15 protein-coding genes are annotated in these 18,366 nt (G+C 67.5%); 11 read left to right on the top strand and 4 right to left on the bottom strand.

The window, feature by feature from the left end; genetic code table 11:
* Window positions 1-154 precede the first annotated feature (154 nt).
* The 4 genes from hrpA to METUNV2_RS0104675 all read right to left on the bottom strand — a co-directional run bounded on the left by hrpA (window position 155) and on the right by METUNV2_RS0104675 (window position 6,626).
* Entirely contained in the window at window positions 155-4,297 is a 4,143-nt protein-coding gene (hrpA, locus tag METUNV2_RS0104690; RefSeq protein WP_026187869.1) for an ATP-dependent RNA helicase HrpA, read from the bottom strand.
* 86 nt (window positions 4,298-4,383) lie between these two features.
* Window positions 4,384-4,761, bottom strand: coding sequence for a fluoride efflux transporter CrcB (gene crcB / locus METUNV2_RS0104685; protein WP_018228338.1), 378 nt, complete (start codon window positions 4,759-4,761; stop codon window positions 4,384-4,386).
* A 131-nt stretch (window positions 4,762-4,892) separates the two neighbouring features.
* On the bottom strand, window positions 4,893-5,783 hold the full coding sequence (locus tag METUNV2_RS0104680) for a dihydrodipicolinate synthase family protein (RefSeq protein WP_018228337.1): 891 nt from the start codon (window positions 5,781-5,783) through the stop codon (window positions 4,893-4,895).
* A gap of 60 nt (window positions 5,784-5,843) precedes the next feature.
* Window positions 5,844-6,626, bottom strand: coding sequence for an aldolase (locus METUNV2_RS0104675; RefSeq protein ID WP_018228336.1), 783 nt, complete (start codon window positions 6,624-6,626; stop codon window positions 5,844-5,846).
* A gap of 141 nt (window positions 6,627-6,767) precedes the next feature.
* Here METUNV2_RS0104675 and pdxR point away from each other — a divergent pair, with 141 nt between their 5' ends.
* The 11 genes from pdxR to METUNV2_RS0104615 all read left to right on the top strand — a co-directional run bounded on the left by pdxR (window position 6,768) and on the right by METUNV2_RS0104615 (window position 18,366).
* Window positions 6,768-8,234: a MocR-like pyridoxine biosynthesis transcription factor PdxR gene (gene pdxR / locus METUNV2_RS0104670; protein WP_018228335.1), complete on the top strand. Its 1,467-nt coding sequence runs from the start codon at window positions 6,768-6,770 to the stop codon at window positions 8,232-8,234.
* Between the two features lie 55 nt (window positions 8,235-8,289).
* Window positions 8,290-8,799, top strand: coding sequence for a sigma-70 family RNA polymerase sigma factor (locus tag METUNV2_RS0104665; protein WP_018228334.1), 510 nt, complete (start codon window positions 8,290-8,292; stop codon window positions 8,797-8,799).
* A complete protein-coding gene (locus METUNV2_RS0104660) occupies window positions 8,796-9,569 on the top strand; it encodes a DUF3379 family protein (protein ID WP_018228333.1) in 774 nt (257 codons plus the stop codon). The genes METUNV2_RS0104665 and METUNV2_RS0104660 overlap by 4 nt, the downstream gene beginning before the upstream one ends.
* Window positions 9,570-9,692: 123 nt before the next feature.
* The gene (locus METUNV2_RS0104655; RefSeq protein WP_018228332.1) at window positions 9,693-13,007 is read left to right on the top strand and encodes a DEAD/DEAH box helicase; all 3,315 of its coding nucleotides are present in this window, start codon (window positions 9,693-9,695) and stop codon (window positions 13,005-13,007) included.
* 276 nt (window positions 13,008-13,283) lie between these two features.
* The gene (gene lepB, locus METUNV2_RS0104650; protein WP_026187868.1) at window positions 13,284-14,204 is read left to right on the top strand and encodes a signal peptidase I; all 921 of its coding nucleotides are present in this window, start codon (window positions 13,284-13,286) and stop codon (window positions 14,202-14,204) included.
* A 448-nt stretch (window positions 14,205-14,652) separates the two neighbouring features.
* Window positions 14,653-15,381, top strand: a complete 729-nt coding sequence (locus METUNV2_RS0104640; RefSeq protein WP_232415609.1) for a hypothetical protein — start codon at window positions 14,653-14,655, stop codon at window positions 15,379-15,381.
* Between the two features lie 98 nt (window positions 15,382-15,479).
* Complete coding sequence (locus METUNV2_RS0104635) at window positions 15,480-16,115, top strand: FMN-dependent NADH-azoreductase (RefSeq protein WP_018228328.1); 636 nt, start codon at window positions 15,480-15,482, stop codon at window positions 16,113-16,115.
* Between the two features lie 87 nt (window positions 16,116-16,202).
* Complete coding sequence (locus tag METUNV2_RS0104630) at window positions 16,203-16,823, top strand: class I SAM-dependent methyltransferase (RefSeq protein ID WP_018228327.1); 621 nt, start codon at window positions 16,203-16,205, stop codon at window positions 16,821-16,823.
* An 82-nt stretch (window positions 16,824-16,905) separates the two neighbouring features.
* Window positions 16,906-17,313, top strand: a complete 408-nt coding sequence (locus METUNV2_RS0104625) for a VOC family protein (protein ID WP_018228326.1) — start codon at window positions 16,906-16,908, stop codon at window positions 17,311-17,313.
* Window positions 17,314-17,418: 105 nt separating this feature from the next.
* Window positions 17,419-17,991, top strand: coding sequence for a hypothetical protein (locus tag METUNV2_RS0104620; protein ID WP_018228325.1), 573 nt, complete (start codon window positions 17,419-17,421; stop codon window positions 17,989-17,991).
* Window positions 17,992-18,018: 27 nt separating this feature from the next.
* Window positions 18,019-18,366, top strand: a complete 348-nt coding sequence (locus METUNV2_RS0104615) for a GFA family protein (protein WP_008057758.1) — start codon at window positions 18,019-18,021, stop codon at window positions 18,364-18,366.

Genomic DNA, 18,366 nt, shown 5'->3' with positions numbered 1-18,366 from the left:
GGCGGTGATCGACCGCTGCATCGTGATCGTGAGCAGGCGCGCTCCAACGGAAGACCCGGCTCAAGCCGGGAAACCCGTGGGCGGCTTGTGGGCGCAGGCTTGGTCGCGATAGCCACCGGCAGCACGGCTATCGATCAGAAAAAGTGTCCCAGACTTACCCGTGCGAACGCGACTCCCAGATCTTCTGCAGTCGCTTCACCGATACCGGCACCGGCGTGCGCAGTTCTTGTGCGAACAGGTTCACGCGCAGTTCTTCGAGCAGCCAGCGGAATTCATCGATGAAAGGATCGGTCACACCGGCGCGCGCGCGGGCGATGCGCTCGCGCTCCCACGGAGTGGCCAGCGACTGCCAGTCTGCCAGCGCACGCGCATCGCGCGCCGGGTCGCCGCGCAGCTTGTCGATGCGCAGGGACATCGCCTTCAGGTAGCGCGGGTAGTGGGCCATTCGCTCGAACGGCGTGCGCTCGATGAAGTGTCTGGTCACCAGCGCATCGAGCTGGGCCCGCATGTCGGCGCCTGCGTCCGGGTGCGCCTTCAATGCGACCAGCCGCTTGTTAAGCGCGGCGTACTCGGTCAGCACGCTGCCGGCGAGGCGACCGATTTCCTGCGCCACCAGCGAAATGCGCGGCCGCGCCTCGTCGCGCCGCACCGCAAAGCTCGCGGCGTCAGCAGGCCACGGCTCCATCATGCAGCAGCGCTCCAGCGTGGCGGCGATCAGCTGGGCGCGCAGCTCGGCTTCGCTGCCCAGGTTCATGAACTGCATGGCCATGTCACGCAGGCCGGGCAGACTTTTCTCGATGAATTTCACCTGATCGCGCAGCTCAAGCGCGAACAGGCGGCGCAGACCGCGGCGGTGCACCTCGTACGCCGCTTCCGGCGTATCAAACACGCGCACGCTGACCGCATCGCCATCGTCCTGCAGCGCCGGAAAACCGATCACCATGCGGCCGGCAACCTCGACTTCCATCAGCTCGGGCAGTTCGCCGAAAGCCCAGCTCGTGTAGCGGCCCTCGCCCGCCGTCTGTGCCGCGGCAGCCGGCGGCGGCGCTTCGGCGCGCCCCTTCTTCGCGGCCGGCTGCGGTACCGGCGCCTTGGCGACGGCGTCGCGCGCGCCGAGCGCCGCCAGGGCGTCGGCCATGCTTCCGCGGGCGGCGCGCGCCTCCGGAGCAGGCTTTACGGTGGGTGCCGGCGTCGATGACGTGACGGGCGTGTTCGCCAACGCGGCGGCAGGCGCCGCAGTCGGGGCGGCAGACTGTGGCTGTGCGGCCGGCAGGGCGATGCGCGCCTGTTCGAAGCGACGCGCCACCTCGTCCTTCAGCCGGGTGCGCAGTTCGGCCAGATTGCGCGACTGGCCCAGCACGCGGCCGTGCTCGTCGATTACCCGCACATTCATGATCAGGTGGGCCGGCAGGTTTTCGGCACGTATCGCGTCCGGCGGCAGCTTGAGGCCGACATACACCTCGATCGCCCGCGCCAGCACCTTCACCAGCGGCTCGGCCTGATCGTGTTCCTGACCGAGAAATTCATCGACGAAACCGCTGATCGGCTGGATGCGATGCCTCAGCTTGGGCGGAATGGTCTTGGCGAGCTGCACCACCTTTTCCTCGATCAGGCCCGGCACCAGCCAGTCCAGCCGCGCGGCCGGAATCTGGTTCAGCAACGTGAGCGGCACCGTGAGCGTGACGCCGTCGTCAGCCGCATTCGGTTCGTGCCGGTATTCCAGCTTCAGCTTCTGGCCCAGCAGATCCATCTTCGCCGGGAAGCGCTCGCTGCTGACTCCGGCCGCCTCGTGCCGCATCAGCTGCTCGCGCGTCAGGTGCAGCAGCTTCGGGTTCTCGCGCTCGGCGTCGCGGCGCCAGCGCTCCAGGCCGCGCAGGTCAATCACGTCCGCCGGCAGGATGGAGTCGTAGAAGGCCTCGATCAACGATTCATCGACCAGCAGGTCCTGCCGCCGCTGCTTTTCCTCCAGCCGCTCAATCTGGGCGACCAGATCGAGGTTGTGCTGCAGGAACTTCATCTGCTTCAGCGCGACGTCGCTGACATCGCCATTGACCAGCGCCTCGCGGATCAGAAGCTGGCGCGCCAGCGCCGGGTCGGTCCTGCCGTACTGCACCGCGCGCTTGGCGTACAGCGTGATGCCGTGAATGACGCCGCGCTCCCAGGCCACGGTTTCGCCGCGGCTCTTGGACCAGTGCGGTTCGTAGGTCGAGCGGCGGATCAGATGGGCGCCCACTTCCTCCACCCACTCCGGCTCGATGCGCGCGAGGCAGCGTGCGAACAGCCGGGTGGTTTCGACCAGTTCGCCGCACATGATCCACTTCGTGCTCTTCTTCGCCAGCGCCGAGCCCGGGTGCGGCCAGAACTTGATGCCGCGCGCGCCCAGATAGGGCGGTTCGCCGGCGCGCGCGTCCTCGATGCGCTGACCGAGATTGCCCAGCAGTCCGGTCAGCAGCGCGCGGTGCAGCGCCTCGACCGCGGCAGGCTGTTCGTTCTCCTTCCAGTCGTGCTCGGCGCACAGCGTGTGCAGCTGGGTATGCACGTCGCGCCATTCGCGCATGCGCATCCAGTTCAGGAAGTTGTCGCGGCACCAGGCGCGCTGCTTGGCCTGCGACTGGTGATGCCACACTTCGTCGAAGGCCGACCACGCCTTCAGATACCACAGGAATTCGCTGCGTTCGTCGGCAAACTTCGCGTGCGCCTGGTCGGCGGTGCCGGCACGCTCTTCCGGCCGTTCGCGCGGGTCCTGCACCGACAGGCCGGCGGTGATGATGAGCACCTCCTTCAGCGCCGAATGGTTGCGCGCGGCCAGAATCATGCGGCCGATGCGCGGGTCCAGCGGCAGCTTCGCCAGTTCGCGGCCCAGCGTGGTGAGCCGGCGTTCCTCGTCCACCGCGCCCAGCTCCTGCAGCAGCTGGTAGCCGTCGGCGATCGCGCGCGGCGCCGGCTTGTCGATGAAGGGAAATTCCTCGACATCGGTCAGCCCCAGCGCCTTCATGCGCAGGATGACGCCAGCCAGCGACGAACGCAGGATTTCCGGATCGGTATGCGCGGCGCGCTGGGCAAACTCCTGCTCGTCGTACAGCCGGAAGCAGACGCCGCTGGACACCCGCCCGCAGCGGCCGGCGCGCTGCTTGGCGGCCGACTGCGCGACCGGCTCGACCTGCAGCTGTTCGACCTTGTTGCGGTAGCTGTAGCGCTTGACCCGCGCCAGGCCGGTATCGACCACGTAGCGGATGCCGGGCACCGTCAGCGAGGTTTCGGCCACATTGGTCGACAGAATGACCCGGCGCCCGTTCGAGCCCTGGAACACGCGCGACTGTTCCTGCGCCGACTGGCGCGCGAACAGCGTCAGGATGTCCGGCTTCACGCCGGGCAGCCGGGTGTGGTGCTTGCGCAGCGTTTCCGCGCATTCGCGGATTTCCCGCTCGCCCGGCAGGAACACCAGCACATCGCCCGGGCCGGTCGAGAAGGCCTCGTCCACCGCGTCGGCCACCGCATCGTACAGATCCCTTTCCTTGTTGGCGTCGAACGGCCGCCAGCGCATTTCGATCGGGTAGAGCCGGCCGCTCACCTCGATCACCGGCGCCGCCCTGCCGTTCTGCGCGAAGTGGTTCGCGAAGCGCTCGGCGTCCAGCGTGGCCGAGGTGACGATCACCTTGAGATCAGGCCGGCGCGGCAGCAGCTGGCGCAGGTAGCCAAGCAGGAAATCGATGTTCAGGCTGCGCTCGTGCGCCTCGTCGATGATGAGCGTGTCGTAGGCCGACAGCCAGCGGTCATGCTGCGTTTCCGCCAGCAGGATGCCGTCGGTCATGAGCTTGATGCGGCTGTCTTCCGAGGTGCGGTCGGTGAAGCGGATGGCAAAGCCCACCTCGCGACCCAGCGGCACGTTCAGTTCCTTCGCCACCCGGTCGGCGGTGGCACGCGCGGCGATGCGTCGCGGCTGGGTGTGACCGATCAGCCCGCGCGCACCGCGCCCCAGTTCCAGGCACAGCTTGGGCAGCTGTGTGGTCTTGCCGGAGCCGGTCTCGCCGCACACGATGACCACCTGATGCGACGCCAGCGCGGCGGCGATCTCGTCGCGCCGCGCCGACACCGGCAGCTCTTCCGGATACTCGACCTTGGGCGCCGACGCGCGGCGCGCCGCCACCCGGGCCTGCGACGCCGCGATGCGTTCGGCCAGCTTCGCCGGCCACTTGTCCGGCGCCCGCATGCCGGGCGCCAGATCGCGCAGCGCGCGCGCAATGCCGCCGGCCTCGCGGCTCATGCAGGTTTCGAGAAGGGAATCGATGTCGGTCATGGGGACGATGCAAGGGGCAAGCGAAACCCTCGCAAGCACCCTGACTTGAATCTATGAGCTTGTTACCAGAATCTGACCTCGCCGGTTCAGCCGGCGAGGCGGTGCCAGCCCCACCAGCCGAGCGCGGTTAGCGCCAGCGAACCGAGCACGTGGGTCGCCACCGTCGCCAGCGCCCAGCCGGTGTCGCCGCGCTCGAACAGCGCGAACACCTCGCCGGAAAAGCTGGAAAAGGTGGTCAGCCCGCCGAGGAAACCGGTGGTGGCCAGCAGCCTCAGGTGGACCGGCAGGTCCGGCACGGTCTGCATCAGCCCCAGCGCCACGCCCATCAGCAGGCCGCCGATCAGGTTGGCCGCCAGCGTGCCGAGCGGAAAGCCGGCAAACAGCGGGTTGAGCGCCAGCGACAGGCCCCAGCGCAGCCAGGCACCGAGCGCCGCACCGACGCCGACTGCGATGAAGTTATGCATCCGTAGGCCTGACGATAGACGTGCGGCTCGGATTGTAGGGCCTGACGTGTGCTTTGCCGAATGGCGCACGTCAGGCCCACGCCAGACCGGGGGGCGGGCGCGAGCCCGGAGCACGTGCCCGCCGCCGGCGATCAGCCCTGCAGCCGCTGCAGCAGGGCGCGCAGCTGTTCGATGCCAGCCAAGTCCAGCGGCTGCAGCGGAAGGCGGGGCAGACCCGCATCGAAGCCCTTCACCCTCAGCCCCGCCTTCACGGTGGTCGGCAGGCCGCCCTTCAGAATGAACTGCAGCACCGGCAGCTGGCGGTAGAACAGTTCGCGCGCCGCCACCATATCGCCCTGCACGCAGGCCTCGTAAAGCCGCATCGGCCACTGCGGAATCAGATTGGGCGCCGCGGTACACCAGCCGACCGCGCCGGCGGCGAACGCTTCGAGCGCCAGCGGATTGCTGCCATTGAAGAACGGCACCCGGCCGTCGGACAGCTGAGCGATGCGGTGCATGCGCTGGATGTCGCCCGAACTTTCCTTGACCATGGTGACGTTGTCGATCTGCGCCACCATGCGGCAGATCAGCTCCGGCGACAGATCGATGCCGGCGGTGGCCGGGTTGTTATAGACCATGACCGGAATGCCGATGGCACGCGAAATGCGCTCGAAGTGGCCGAACACCTCCTGTTCGGTGAGCTTCCAGTACGACACCGGCAGCACCATCACCGCGTCGGCGCCCAGCGATTCGGCAAAGCGGGCGCGGCGCATGGCGCCCTGCGTGGTGAGGTCGGAAATGCCGACCACCACCGGCAGACGGCGCGCGACATGGCGTACCGAGGCGTCGGCGACGGCATCCCATTCGTCGTCGTCCAGATAGGCGCTTTCGCCGGTGCTGCCCAGCGGTGCGATGGCGTGCGAGCCCTCTGCGACCAGGCGGTCGATCAGCGCCTCGAGCGCCGGAACGTCGACCGCGCCGTCGCTTTCGCGAAACGGGGTGACCGGGTAGGAAACGACGCCCTTGAGCGGAATGCTGTTCATGTCTGCAGATCCTTGTGATGGTAAGAAACGGGGGAAGGCGGCGGGGCGCGGTATGACGGCTCAGTCCAGACAGTCCGGATGACGGCGCAGCGCGCGGCGCGCGTGGTAGTCGAAGGAGGCCTCGTTACGGCGCGGCGTAGAAATCCAGTCATGCGCCTCGCGGCCGAGCACGTCGGGGATAGGCTTCACGGTGCCGGCGGCCATCGCAGTCAGCTGCATGCGCGCCGCGCGCTCCATCAACAGGGCCAGCACGCAGGCTTCCTCGACCGTGCGACCGGTCACCAGCAGACCGTGGTGCGCCAGCAGGATGGCGCGCCGGTCGCCCAGCGCCCCGGATATGAGTTCGCCCTCCTCGTTGCCGACCGGCACGCCCGGCCACTCGGCCAGAAAGGCGCAGTCGTCGAACAGCGGGCACAGATCCATGTGCGACACCTGCAGCGGCACTTCCAGCATGGACAGCGTCGATGCATGGAAGGGGTGGGTATGGATGATGCAGTTCACCTCCGGCCGCGCCCGGTAGATCCAGGTGTGGAAACGGTTGGCCGGATTCGGCATGCCTTCGCCGGACACGACGTGCAGGTCGTGATCGACGTGCACCAGGCTGGACGCCGTGATTTCGTCAAAGCCGAGGCCGAAGCGCTGGGTGTAGAAGGTGTCGGGCGCTTCCGCCCGGGCGGTGATCTGCCCGGCGAGCCCGGAATCGTGGCCGCCTTCAAACAGGACACGGCAGGTCAGCGCGAGTTTTTCACGGGTGCTGCGCTCGGGCACCTTGAGCGCGGTCTGCATCCGCTCATGCGCCCGGGCCATCAGTTCGGCCTTGGGCAGCGACAGGGTGTCGGTCATCGGGAAACTCCTTACTGGACGTTGCGCCGGCAAGCACCGGCGACACCCATGCTAGGATTTCAATGGACCATCAAAAACATCCAGAATCTGAAACATTGATGGTCCAGAAGCCCTGCCCACACCCTGCCACGGAGACCTGCCTTGCTGCGCCGCTGGACGCTGACCATGACGCTGGACCGCAACGGCCCGCTGCCGGTGCATCTGCAGATCGCACAGGCGGTGATCGACGGCATACAGAGTGGCCGGCTGCTGCCGGGCACGCCGCTGCCCGGCAGCCGCACGCTGGCCGACTCGCTCGGCGTGAACCGCAAGACGGTCGTGCTGGCCTACGACGAACTGCACGCTCAGGGCTGGGTACACACGCAATCCAAGCGCGGCGCCTTCGTGTCCGCGCAGCTGCCGGCGGCTGCCGACGCCCGCCGCCAGCCGGCCGACCGCTGTCCGCTGGCCGACGTCGGCCTGCCCGCGTCGGACAGTGACGGCCCGGCACCCGGGCGGCTGATCGAATTCAGCGACGGCGTGCCGGATACGCGGCTCATTCCGTTCGACGTGCTGTCGCGCGCCTACCGCCACGCGCTGATCGCCACCGCGCGCGCCAACCGGCTGGCCTACGGCGACCCGCGCGGCTGCGCGCCGCTGCGCCAGGAAATCGCCGCCATGCTGAGGCTGGAGCGCGGGCTGGACTGCGGCGAACATCATGTGTGTGCGGTACGCGGCAGCCAGATGGGCATCTTTCTCGCCGCCCGCATGCTGGTCAGGCCGGGCGACCACGTGGCGCTCGAACAGCTGAGCTATCCGCCCGCCCGCGCCGCCTTCGCCTCCTGCGGCGCGGTGCTGCACGGCGTGCCGCTCGACGGCAGCGGGCTGGACACCGATGCGCTGGAAGCGCTGTGCCGTCGCCAGCGCCTGCGTGCCGTGTTCGTGACGCCGCACCACCAGTTCCCGACCACGGTCACGATGAGCGCGGAGCGGCGCATGCGCCTGGTCGAACTGGCCCGGCGCTTCGAGTTCGCCATCGTCGAGGACGACTACGACCACGAATTTCATTTCGCGCACCGGCCCATGCTGCCGCTGGCCAGCATGGACCACGGCGGTCGGGTGATCCACATCGGCTCGCTGTCCAAGGTGCTGGCGCCCGGCCTGAGGCTGGGCTACATCGCCGCTTCGCCGGACGTGATCCGCCGCTGCGCCGCCGAAATCACGCTGATCGACCGCCAGGGCAATGCGCTGACCGAACTGGCGGTCACCGAACTGATGCACGACGGCGAACTGAAGCGCCACATCCGGCGCGTCCGCCGCATCTATCAGTCCCGGCTGGCGGATGCCGCCGATCAGGTGCGCGCGGCGCTGCATCCGCATGTCGATTTCGATCTGCCGGGCGGCGGTCTGGCGCTGTGGCTGAAGCTGGGCGGCGACATCGACATCGACCGGCTGGCCGCCGATGCGCTGGAGGAAGGCGTGCGCATCCTGCCCGGTTCGCAGTTCGCCGACCGCCCGGGCCCGGTGCCCGCTTTCCGGCTGGGCTACGGTTCGCTGGACAGCACCGAACTGGGCCGCGGTCTGGCCCGGCTGCGCAGTGCGCTGCAGCGCCAGACCGGCCCGTTGTAAGGTTGCGGCACGCGCCCCGGTCTGATGCGATGACACCTTCACCACGCCCATTGCCGTGATTCTCGGATTCAACGCACGCAAGAGCTTCGAACAGGCGGTCAGGGCCTTCAGCCCTGACCTGTATCGCTTCGCCTGGTGGCTGTGCCGCGACCGCTTCGTCGCCGAAGATCTGGTGCAGGAAGCCTTTGCCCGCGCATGGAAGTCCTGGGGCAACCTGAAGGACGCCGAAGCCACCAAGAGCTGGCTCATCACCATCGTGCGGCGCGAACATGCACGGCTGTACGAGCGCAAGCAGTTCGATTTCGTCGACACCGAACTGGAAGACCTGCAGATCGCGGCCGAGCACGCGCCAATCGAACTGTTCGAAATGGAAAACCTGCTCGACAGCCTGCCACTCACGCTGCGCGAGCCGCTGGTGCTGCAGGCGCTGGGCGGCTTTTCCTGCGCCGAAATCGCCGACATGCTGGACACCACCGAAGGCGCGGTCATGACCCGCCTCACCCGTGCGCGCCAGACGCTGCGCGGTGCGCTGACCGCCCAACCGGCCCGGAGAGCCGAATCATGAGCCGCCCCGAACACCACGCCCCCGCGTTCAACTGCATCGACTTCCGCCGCGAAAAGCTGGCCGACCCGCGTCGTCTGTCGGAAGCGGCCGAAGAACACCTGATCGCCTGCGCCGCCTGCCAGACCTTCTCGCGCCGGATCAATGCGGCCGAACGCACGCTGCAGCAGGCGGTGGCGGTGGACGTGCCGGACGGGCTGGCCGACCGCATCCTGGCTGGCAACCGCAGCCGGGTGGCGCAGCCGTTCAAGCTGTGGGCGCTGGCCGCCAGCGTGGTACTGAGCGTAGGCATCGGCCTGCAGTACGCCTACCGCACGCCGGGTCAGCAGAATGTCGAACTGGCGGTCGAGCACGTGATGCACGAGCCGGAAGCGCTGATGAGCACGCGGCTGATCGAGCCGCAGCGTGTCGCCCAGGTGCTGGAAAGCTTCGGCGCCGAAATGAAGCTGCCGCTGACCGCGGTGCGTTACGTGAAGCTGTGCCCGGTACCTGGCGGCACCGGCTGGCACATCGTGTTCGACACCGGCCACGGGCCGGCCACGCTGCTGCTGATGCCGCAGAGCCGCGAACGCACGGCGGCCACCCGCATCATCACCGCCTCTTACCGCAATATGGGCGTGCATGTTGAACCCGGCGGCCAGGGCGTGTTCGCGGTGGTGGCCGCGGACGAAACGCGCGCGCGCGCCGCTGCCGAAATGCTGCACCAGCATGTGAGCTGGGGCCCGGGTGCTGCGCTGGCCGACGAGGAACACGTGCAGCGGCCACGTAGCTGATCTCCCCGCGGCGGACCTGCCCCGCCGCAGATCCGCCGCATACCCGGTCCATCGTCACGACAGCGCAGGAACGCAGGGCTTACAATCCTGCGTCCGTTTTTTGCCCGCCGGGCACCACCGACGATGGAACTGACCCGCCTGCTGTCCCAGCTCGACAACCGGATGCTCGGAGAAATGTTCTCCGAGGACACCATTGTGCGCGGCGGCCAGTACGTGACCCGGGTCGGCGATATCGACGTGCAAGGGCCGACACTGCGCGCGCTGGTGCGGGGTACCCGCCCGCAGCCCTACCAGGTCACGGTGCGCCTGGAGCGGCGCGAGTACTTCGGCGAACGCACGCTGGAAATCGCTACCCGCTGTTCCTGCCCGGTCGGCAACCGCTGCAAGCACGCGGTCGGCCTGCTGCTGGCCGCCAAGAAGCAGGGCGAACTGATCGAGCGCCCGCGCGCCGAAGTGCTGCGCTGGGCGCAAAACCTGCAGAAGCGTCTGAGCGACCGGCCAGCCGGTGCGTCGCGCAAGCGCAACGCTGCGAAGGAAGCGATCGCCTATCTGGTCACCCCGCGCGGCACCCAGCCGGCCGACCTGCGGCTGCTCAAGGCACGCCCGGGGCGCGACGGCACGCCGGGCGCCGACAGCCAGCCATGGTTCAACTTCGAACAGGCGCTGCTCAAGCCGCCCGCCTTCGTGCAGGACAGCGATCTGCCTGTGTTCCGCACGCTGCGCGACGCCATACGCAAGCGTGCGGTCAGCGTATTCGTACCCTTCGAGCTGCGCGGCGCCGACGGTCTCGCAGTGCTGCGCGCCGCGCTCGACACTGGTCGCTGTGTCGTGCGCGCCGACGAAGGCAGCGATGAAACCCGCCCGCTGAAGCCGGGCGAAGCGCGCGCCGGCCAGCTCGAATGGCAGACCGAAAAGCTGGGCGTACGCGCCCTGCTCGCCTGCTCACCGCCAGCCGACTGGACGCTGCCGACCGACCCGCCCTGGTACCTCGATGTCGCCCGCGGCATGGCCGGCGAAATCACCCACCCGGCGCGCGAGGCGGTGCAGGCAGTGCTCGAACTGCCGCTGCTCACCACCGCCGAACTGCCGCTGGTGGCCGAGGCGCTGGCTCAGGCTGCGCCCATGCTGCCCTCGCCGCTGGGTCGTGACGCCTCCAGCCTGCCGCGCATCGAGACGGAACTGCGCCCGGTGCTCAAGATGGCCAGCCTGCCGGTGTGGCACGTGAAGCCGCACCGCCGCTACGACAAGGCGCTCGGCCACGCGCTGTACGACATCGCAACCGTCGCGCTCAGCTACGGCCAGGCGAAATTCGCCGCCACCGACAGCGCCGACCTTGCCACCCTGCCCAATGGCCGCGCGGTAAGGGTCACGCGCGATCTCGCTGCCGAACAGGCGGCACTGGCGCTGCTCGGCGAAGTCGGCTTCGCACCGGTGCAGGCGCGCTGGCTGCAGATGTACGAATCGCTGCCGGTCGGCGCGCTGGGTCTCGAAAGCGAAGAGGCATGGGCCCGCTTCTTCGGCGACGCCGCCGCCCGGCTCACCCGCGCTGGCTGGCAGATCGAGTGCCCGCCGGACTTCCGCCACCGCGTACTGGTGGTTGACGAATGGCACGCCGAACTGGACGAGAACGAGAATGGCTGGCTGGAGCTGTCGCTCGGCATCGACGTCGGCGGCCGCCGGCTCGACCTTGCGCCGCTGCTGTACGCGCTGTTCAAACGCGACGGCCGCTGGCTGGACCCGATCGCGCTCGACCGCATGCGCGACGAGGACACCACCGACCTGTTCACCGCCGAAGGCGAACGCATCATCGTGCCGGCCGGTCGCATCAAGCCGCTGGCGCGCACGCTGGTCGACCTGTTCGACAGCCCGGCCGGCGGCGCGCTGCAGGTGTCGCGCATGGACGCACCACGGCTGGCCGATGCGCTGGACGCGAAATGGACGCGTGAAGGCTTCCGCTCGATCGAACAGTGGGTAGACCGCCTGCGCGGCATGCAGGGCGTGGCGCCGGTCGAGCCGCCGGCGGGCTTCGGCATCGAACTGCGCCCCTACCAGCGAGAAGGTCTGGCCTGGCTGCAGCACCTGCGCGCGCACGACCTCGGCGGCATCCTGGCCGACGACATGGGCCTGGGCAAGACGGCGCAGACGCTGGCCCATCTGCTGACCGAAAAGCGCGCCGGCCGCCTGGACCACCCGGCGCTGGTGGTGCTGCCCACCTCGCTGGTGTTCAACTGGCAGCGCGAAGCCGCCCGCTTCGCGCCCGAACTGCGCGTGCTGAAGCTGCACGGACCGGATCGCGCAAAACTGTTCGAGCGCATCCCTGAACACGACGTCTGCCTCACCACCTACCCGCTGCTGTGGCGCGACCACGAAAAGCTGGCCGCGCACGATTACCACCTGCTCATTCTCGACGAGGCGCAGACGGTGAAGAACGCAGGCAGTCAGGCCGCGCGCGCGGTGCGCCTGCTGCGCGCCCGCCACCGGCTGTGCCTGACCGGCACGCCGCTGGAAAACCATCTGGGCGAACTGTGGGCGCAGTTCGACTTCCTGCTGCCCGGCTTCCTCGGCGAACAGAAGAACTTCACCCGCGGCTGGCGCACGCCGATCGAAAAGCACGGCGACCCGATCCGCCGCGAACTGCTGGCGCGCCGGGTGGCGCCCTTCATCCTGCGCCGGCGCAAGGACGACGTGGCGGCCGACCTGCCGCCGAAGACCGAAGTCGTGCGCACGGTCGAACTGACCGGCCGCCAGCGCGACCTGTACGAAACCGTGCGGGTGGCGATGGACAAGCGGGTGCGCGACGAGATCGCGCACCGCGGCTTCGCCCGCGCCCGCATCGTCATCCTCGACGCGCTGCTCAAGCTGCGCCAGGTGTGCTGCGACCCGCGCCTGCTGAAGTCCGACAGCGCCACCCGCGTGAAGGAACGCGCCAAGCTCGAACTGCTGATGGACATGCTGGAAAACCTGCTGGCCGAAGGCCGCAAGGTGCTGGTGTTCTCGCAGTTCACCGGCATGCTCGACCTGATCCACGAACAGCTGGTCGAAGCCGGCATCGGCTCGGTCATGCTCACCGGCGACACGCAGAACCGCGAAGCCGTCGTGCGCCGCTTCCAGGAAGGCACGGTGCCGGTGTTCCTGATCAGCCTGAAGGCCGGCGGCGTCGGCCTCAACCTCACCGCCGCCGACACCGTCATCCACTACGACCCCTGGTGGAACCCCGCCGCCGAAAACCAGGCGAGCGACCGTGCCCACCGCATCGGCCAGGACAAGCCGGTGTTCGTCTACAAGCTCATCGTCGCCGGCAGCATCGAAGAACGCATCGTCGCGCTGCAGGAAAAGAAGGCCGCCCTGGCCGAAGGCATCCTCGGCAACGACGAAGCCGCGCTTGAGAAATTCGGCGAGAACGATCTCGCGGCGCTGTTCGAGCCGCTGGCGGACTAAAGGCCCCGCCCGACCGGCTGCCTCGCGCCGCCAGAAATCCTCCTGGCATCGTCCTCACGCCTCTGGTAGCGTTCGCCGCCATGTCTATGGCATCGAGATATGACAGTCCGTGACGCTGAACGGAGCACGCCGCCCGTCGGGACGTGCGACGCGAATTTGCACCGGGTCAAGTGCTTTCCATCATTCGAGCAGGACCCCGGACCCGGGCTGGCGACATACGGTCTGATTGACAAGCCGATTCCAGGCACATATTCCAACAAACAAGACATCGAACCGATGAACGCCAAACCGAATCGCTGGGTCGCTGTGCTGCTGGCTGTCTTCCTGCAACTGGCGGCCATGCTCTATGTCGCGCGGCCCGGATGGGCGCTTTTCTATTTACTGCTCCCGCTGACAGTGGGCGTGTTGGGCGAAATCCATCTTGGCGACCCGGACGGCCGGAACGTGGCCGCTGCGATCCAGCTCGCTATTCTTCTCACCTGCGCGGTACACGCCTATCACCTCGCGAGGACGTATCCGGGCGAAAAACGCCGCCCAGCCTACAGCCGCTGGTACGGCCTGCTGGGCGCAGCAGCGGCGCTGTTACTGGTGCTCACCACAGTTCGGGCGTTCATCGGAGAACCTCATAGATTCCCATCGTTGGCGATGCGCCCCACCATCCCGCCCGGAGCCCTGCTGATTACCCAGAAATGGGGCTACGGAAACTACAGCGCCTACGGCATCCACTTTCACCGGTCACCGATCACTTCTCCGCTCGTTCGCGGCGACATCATCGTCTTCGAATATCCGGCAGACAGATCCGTGCCATTCGCGAAGCGACTTATCGGCCTCCCGGGCGACAGGGTGACCTACAAGGACGGCCGTCTGGTCGTGAACGACGTTCCGGTTGCATCGCGCCAGACAGCCGATTTCATCGATCCGAAGACCTCGGAACGGCTGCATGCTTTCGTGGAATCACAGGGCGATATCGAGTACTCGATCATCCGACAGAAGGAAGGTCTCAACCTGTCCTCAATGGCCATCAGCTTTCCGCATCGCGACAGATGTATCTATGAAGCGGACGGCGTGACCTGCGAGGTGCCGCCCGCCCACTACTTCGTGATGGGCGATAACCGCGACCAGAGCGCCGACAGCCGGGTGTGGGGTTTTGTACCGGCCGACCACATCATCGGAAAGGTCCGCTACATCCTGCCTTGAGGCAGGTAACTCGACGGGCCATCACGAGCGGGCAGCGTAGAGAAACCAGGCCGGCGGCAGCCACCAAAGAATTGGCTAGGGCACGCCTGTGTTCGTATCTAAAGCTATCGTCGCCAGCAGCTTTGAGAGCGTCGTTTTGCAGAAAATGAGAGCCGCCCTAGCCGCAAGTCCCCTCGGAAACGACGAAGCGGCGCTAGAAAAATTCAGCGAGAACGATCTGGCGGCGCTGTTCGAGCCGCTGGCGGAATAGGCCGCCGTAAGTTCAGCGCCGGGAGCTTCCGGTTCATGCGTACGGAGTACGACCGACCGGGCCAGCAGACGGCGCCCATCCCTTTACGTAAAGGAAGCGCGGGCCGGGCTTCCGGGCAGTCCCGGAGGTCATCCGGATACCCGCGCTGAATCATCGCTGCACGGATGCCTTGAGCATGGCTGCTCGGACAAACGGCTGATGGCGGCAGCCGCGTCGATATCCGATCATGCGGCGCGATTCATGCGGCATACCCACCGAACGATCTTTGCGCGGATGAATGAATCCGCAAGCCCTGATCCGTTACACCGCGCCTTGATGTTCGGACGCCAGCACTCTCCCGTCACGCCCCAGAAAGGATTGGGAATGAAAAAAACCCTCTATGCCGCGCTCCTGTTACTGGCCTCATCCAGCGCGAGCGCAGCGCCGGTCAGGTGGGAACTCGTGGATTTCCGGTTCAGTGACGCGGCCACCGCCTATGGGTCGTTTACCTACGACAGCGACACGGAAACCTTTCACGACATAGACATCCGTACGACCGATGGCCCGACACAGGCCGGACGTCACTATGTGTCCACGGCAGGCACCTGGGGCATGAGTGCGTCCACCGGAACCCTGGCTTTCAGCGACAGCACCGGGCCGGATTTCACCAACGCGGGCTGGTTCCGGATGGAAATCTACGTTCACTTCAACGCGTCGCCGGGGACCATCGCCGAACAGTGGTTTCCAGTCGGCGCCGAGAGCTTCTGCATGAACGAATCGTGCTGGACGGCAGCAAGTGAAGACATTGCTCCGGGCCAATCACGAAGGCTGACGGCCGGTTACCTGATCGCGGCAGCGCCTGTTCCGGAGCCGGCGCCAATCGTACTTAGCACTGCGGGCCTGATGGTGCTCGCCGCGCGTCTCGCCTCACGCAGGCGCCGCATCTAGCCCTGCCGGGCGTGCGCCCGATGCACGCCAGGCACCGTCCGTCATTGAACAGCTACACTCGGGTTCCGCGACCATTGGCCACCCTGCCCGGAGCCCCCATGCCCCACCTCCTCCACATCGAATCCTCTCCCCGCAAGCAGCGCTCGGCCTCGATCGAGGTTGCGCACGCCTTCATCGACGCCTGGCAGGCGGCGCATCCGAACGGCACGGTGGATGTGCTGGACGTATGGTCCGAGCCCTTGCCTGAATTCGACGGCGCCGCGCTGGACGCGAAGTACGCCGGCCTCGCCGGCACGCCGCTGACCGACGCGCAAGCGACAGCGTGGGCGCAGATCCGCGCGCTGGCGGCGCGCATCCAGAAGGCGGACCGGCTGCTGATCAGCGCGCCGATGTGGAACTACTCGATTCCGTACAAGCTGAAGCAGCTGATCGACGTGGTGTCGCAGAAAGACCTGCTGTTCACCTTCGACGAACGCGGCCAGCTCGGCACGCTCGGCCACTGCAAGGCGGTGCTGGTGCTGGCGCGCGGTGTTGAGGTGGGCGACGCGCCGGACGCGCTGAAGTCGTCGGAGTGGGACCTGCAGCGGCAGTATCTCGACCTGTGGCTGCGCATGATCGGGATCACCGAGGTCGAACACGTCATCGTGCAGAAGACGCTGTACGGCCCCGAAGTGGACGCCGGCTCACGCGCCGAGGCGGCGGCGCGGGCAGCCGTGCTGGCGGCGACCTTCTAGGGCCGCTTCGCCTGCGCGCCGGTCTTGCAAGGACTACGCGCAGACACCGCCTTCCGGATCAGCCCACTCACGATCAGGCCGTACGCCATGCAATCAAAGGAACACTGGGAACAGGTCTACAGCAGCAAGTCGTCTACCGGTGTGAGCTGGTATCAGGAACACGCCGAACAGTCGATGCAGCTCATCCGCGCCACCGGTCTGCCGCGCAATGGCGCACTGATCGACGTGGGCGGCGGCGCCTCGACGCTGGTGGATGATCTGCTGGCCGAAGGCTACCGCGACCTCACGGTGCTGGACCTGTCTGCCGGCGCGCTGGCCACCACTCGCGAGCGGCTGGGTGAGCGCGGGCAGTCGGTGTGCTGGATGGAAGGCGACCTGCTGCAGGCCGCCCTGCCCGCCGCTCACTATGGCCTCTGGCACGACCGGGCGGTGTTCCATTTCCTGACCGACGAGGCAAGCCGTCAGGCCTATGTGGCGCAGGTGCGGCACTCGGTGAAGCCGGGTGGCCATGTCATCGTCGCCACCTTCGCCGAGGACGGGCCCACCCAGTGCAGCGGCCTGCCGGTCATGCGCTATTCGCCGGACGCACTGCACGATCAGTTCGGCGCCGGTTTCGCACTGCTGAAGCAGGCACGCACCGACCACCGCACGCCCTTCGGCTCGGTGCAGAAATTCATCTACTGCTACTGCCGGCTGGCGGCGTCCTGACCGCGCTGTCGATCCACCGCCGGCTGCTTCGTCGTTCACACAGCGCGGCGGATGTCCTGCCGCCCCTCGTAGGAGACCTGTCATGCCGCAGCAGATCTACATCAACCTGCCGGTGAAGGAGCTCGCGCGCTCGAAGGCCTTCTTCAGCGCGCTCGGCTTCACGCTGAACCCGCAGTTCTCGAACGACGACGCGATCTGCATGGTGGTGTCTGACACCATCTATCTGATGCTGCTGACCGAGCCCTTTTTCGCCGGCTTCACCGGCAAGCCGATCGCCGACGCGACGAAAACCACCGAAGTGCTGCTCTGCCTGTCGCGCGACAGCCGCGAGGCGGTGGACGAGATGGTGGCGAAAGCCCGGGCGGCCGGCGGCGCGGTGCCGCGTCCGCCGCAGGACTACGGCTTCATGTACGGCCACGGCTTCGAAGACCCGGACGGCCACATCTGGGAGCTGTCCTACATGGACCTGAGCGCCGCACCGCCCGACTGAGCGCGCGGACCGGGCGCACTGGACGGTACAGCCGGGCCGCCGCATGACATGCGGGACGGCTACACTCCAGGCTTCTCCGCCTTGCGGCGGATTACGGACACCTCCATGTACACGCTCCGCCTGGCCGGCCGCCTCCTGTTCATCTGTCTGTTCGCCACGCTGCTGGCCGGCCGCGCCTGTGCCGCCTCGCCCGGCGCCAGCCCCGAGGAACTGACCCGCGACTATTTCAATGCGCTGAAGCTGATGGGCTTCGGCGCGATCGCGCCCTACACCCATCCGGTCGAGCGCTCGCGCTTCAAGGCCATGATGCTGCCCTTCTACGTGGAAGAGGCGCGTGCCGGCCAGGTCGAGCTGCTGCACATGACCTTCGGGCAGGACGCCACGCTGGGCGAGGTGCAGGCCGCTGACCCCTACGTGTTCATGAACAACTTCTTCCGTTCGCTCGAACAGCGCATGCCCGCCAACGTGCAGTTCGAGCGCATCGAGGTGCTGGGCACGGTGGCCGAAGGCGAAACGGTGCATGTACTGGCCCGCGTGACCGTAGCCACCGAAGGCGTCACCTTCACCAAGCTGGAAGTGCTGTCGCTGCGCCGCTACGAAGGCGAGTGGATGGTGATGCTGGCTGCGCAGTACGAAGGGCTGGCGCAGGCGCTGGGCGCCCGCCGCAACGCGCGCTGAGGCGCGACCCAACAGGAGGAACACACGATGACATCCACCGGAAGCTGCCACTGCGGCCGCATCGCCTTCGAGGTCGAGGGCGCACCCGACGCGCTGACCGCCTGCAACTGTTCGATCTGCCGGCGCAAGGGCACGCTCATGTGGTTCGTGCCGCGCGACGCGCTCAGGCTGAAGACGCCAGCCGCCGACATGGCGACCTACACCTTCAACAAGCACGTGATCCGCCACCACTTCTGCCCGGTGTGCGGCATCCACCCCTTCGGTGAAGGCCGTCTGCCCAACGGCGCCGAAATGGCCGCGATCAATGTGCGCTGCCTCGACGGCGTGGACATCGACGCGCTGCCGGTGCGGCATTACGACGGACAGGCGCTGTAG

Source organism: Methyloversatilis universalis EHg5, assembly GCF_000378945.1.
GTDB classification, from domain to species: domain Bacteria; phylum Pseudomonadota; class Gammaproteobacteria; order Burkholderiales; family Rhodocyclaceae; genus Methyloversatilis; species Methyloversatilis universalis_A.
The sequence above is the reverse complement of the archived record's forward strand: the minus strand, read 5'-3'. Positions and strand labels throughout refer to the sequence as shown.

What these genes read in the sequence shown, in the direction of transcription:
- hrpA (WP_026187869.1), bottom strand. Translation starts at nt 4,297, where the DNA reads ATGACCGACATCGATTCCCTTCTCGAAACCTGCATGAGCCGCGAGGCC.
- crcB (WP_018228338.1), bottom strand. Translation starts at nt 4,761, where the DNA reads ATGCATAACTTCATCGCAGTCGGCGTCGGTGCGGCGCTCGGTGCCTGG.
- METUNV2_RS0104680 (WP_018228337.1), bottom strand. Translation starts at nt 5,783, where the DNA reads ATGAACAGCATTCCGCTCAAGGGCGTCGTTTCCTACCCGGTCACCCCG.
- METUNV2_RS0104675 (WP_018228336.1), bottom strand. Translation starts at nt 6,626, where the DNA reads ATGACCGACACCCTGTCGCTGCCCAAGGCCGAACTGATGGCCCGGGCG.
- METUNV2_RS0104660 (WP_018228333.1), top strand. Translation starts at nt 8,796, where the DNA reads ATGAGCCGCCCCGAACACCACGCCCCCGCGTTCAACTGCATCGACTTC.
- METUNV2_RS0104655 (WP_018228332.1), top strand. Translation starts at nt 9,693, where the DNA reads ATGGAACTGACCCGCCTGCTGTCCCAGCTCGACAACCGGATGCTCGGA.
- lepB (WP_026187868.1), top strand. Translation starts at nt 13,284, where the DNA reads ATGAACGCCAAACCGAATCGCTGGGTCGCTGTGCTGCTGGCTGTCTTC.
- METUNV2_RS0104640 (WP_232415609.1), top strand. Translation starts at nt 14,653, where the DNA reads ATGGCGGCAGCCGCGTCGATATCCGATCATGCGGCGCGATTCATGCGG.
- METUNV2_RS0104635 (WP_018228328.1), top strand. Translation starts at nt 15,480, where the DNA reads ATGCCCCACCTCCTCCACATCGAATCCTCTCCCCGCAAGCAGCGCTCG.
- METUNV2_RS0104630 (WP_018228327.1), top strand. Translation starts at nt 16,203, where the DNA reads ATGCAATCAAAGGAACACTGGGAACAGGTCTACAGCAGCAAGTCGTCT.
- METUNV2_RS0104625 (WP_018228326.1), top strand. Translation starts at nt 16,906, where the DNA reads ATGCCGCAGCAGATCTACATCAACCTGCCGGTGAAGGAGCTCGCGCGC.
- METUNV2_RS0104620 (WP_018228325.1), top strand. Translation starts at nt 17,419, where the DNA reads ATGTACACGCTCCGCCTGGCCGGCCGCCTCCTGTTCATCTGTCTGTTC.
- METUNV2_RS0104615 (WP_008057758.1), top strand. Translation starts at nt 18,019, where the DNA reads ATGACATCCACCGGAAGCTGCCACTGCGGCCGCATCGCCTTCGAGGTC.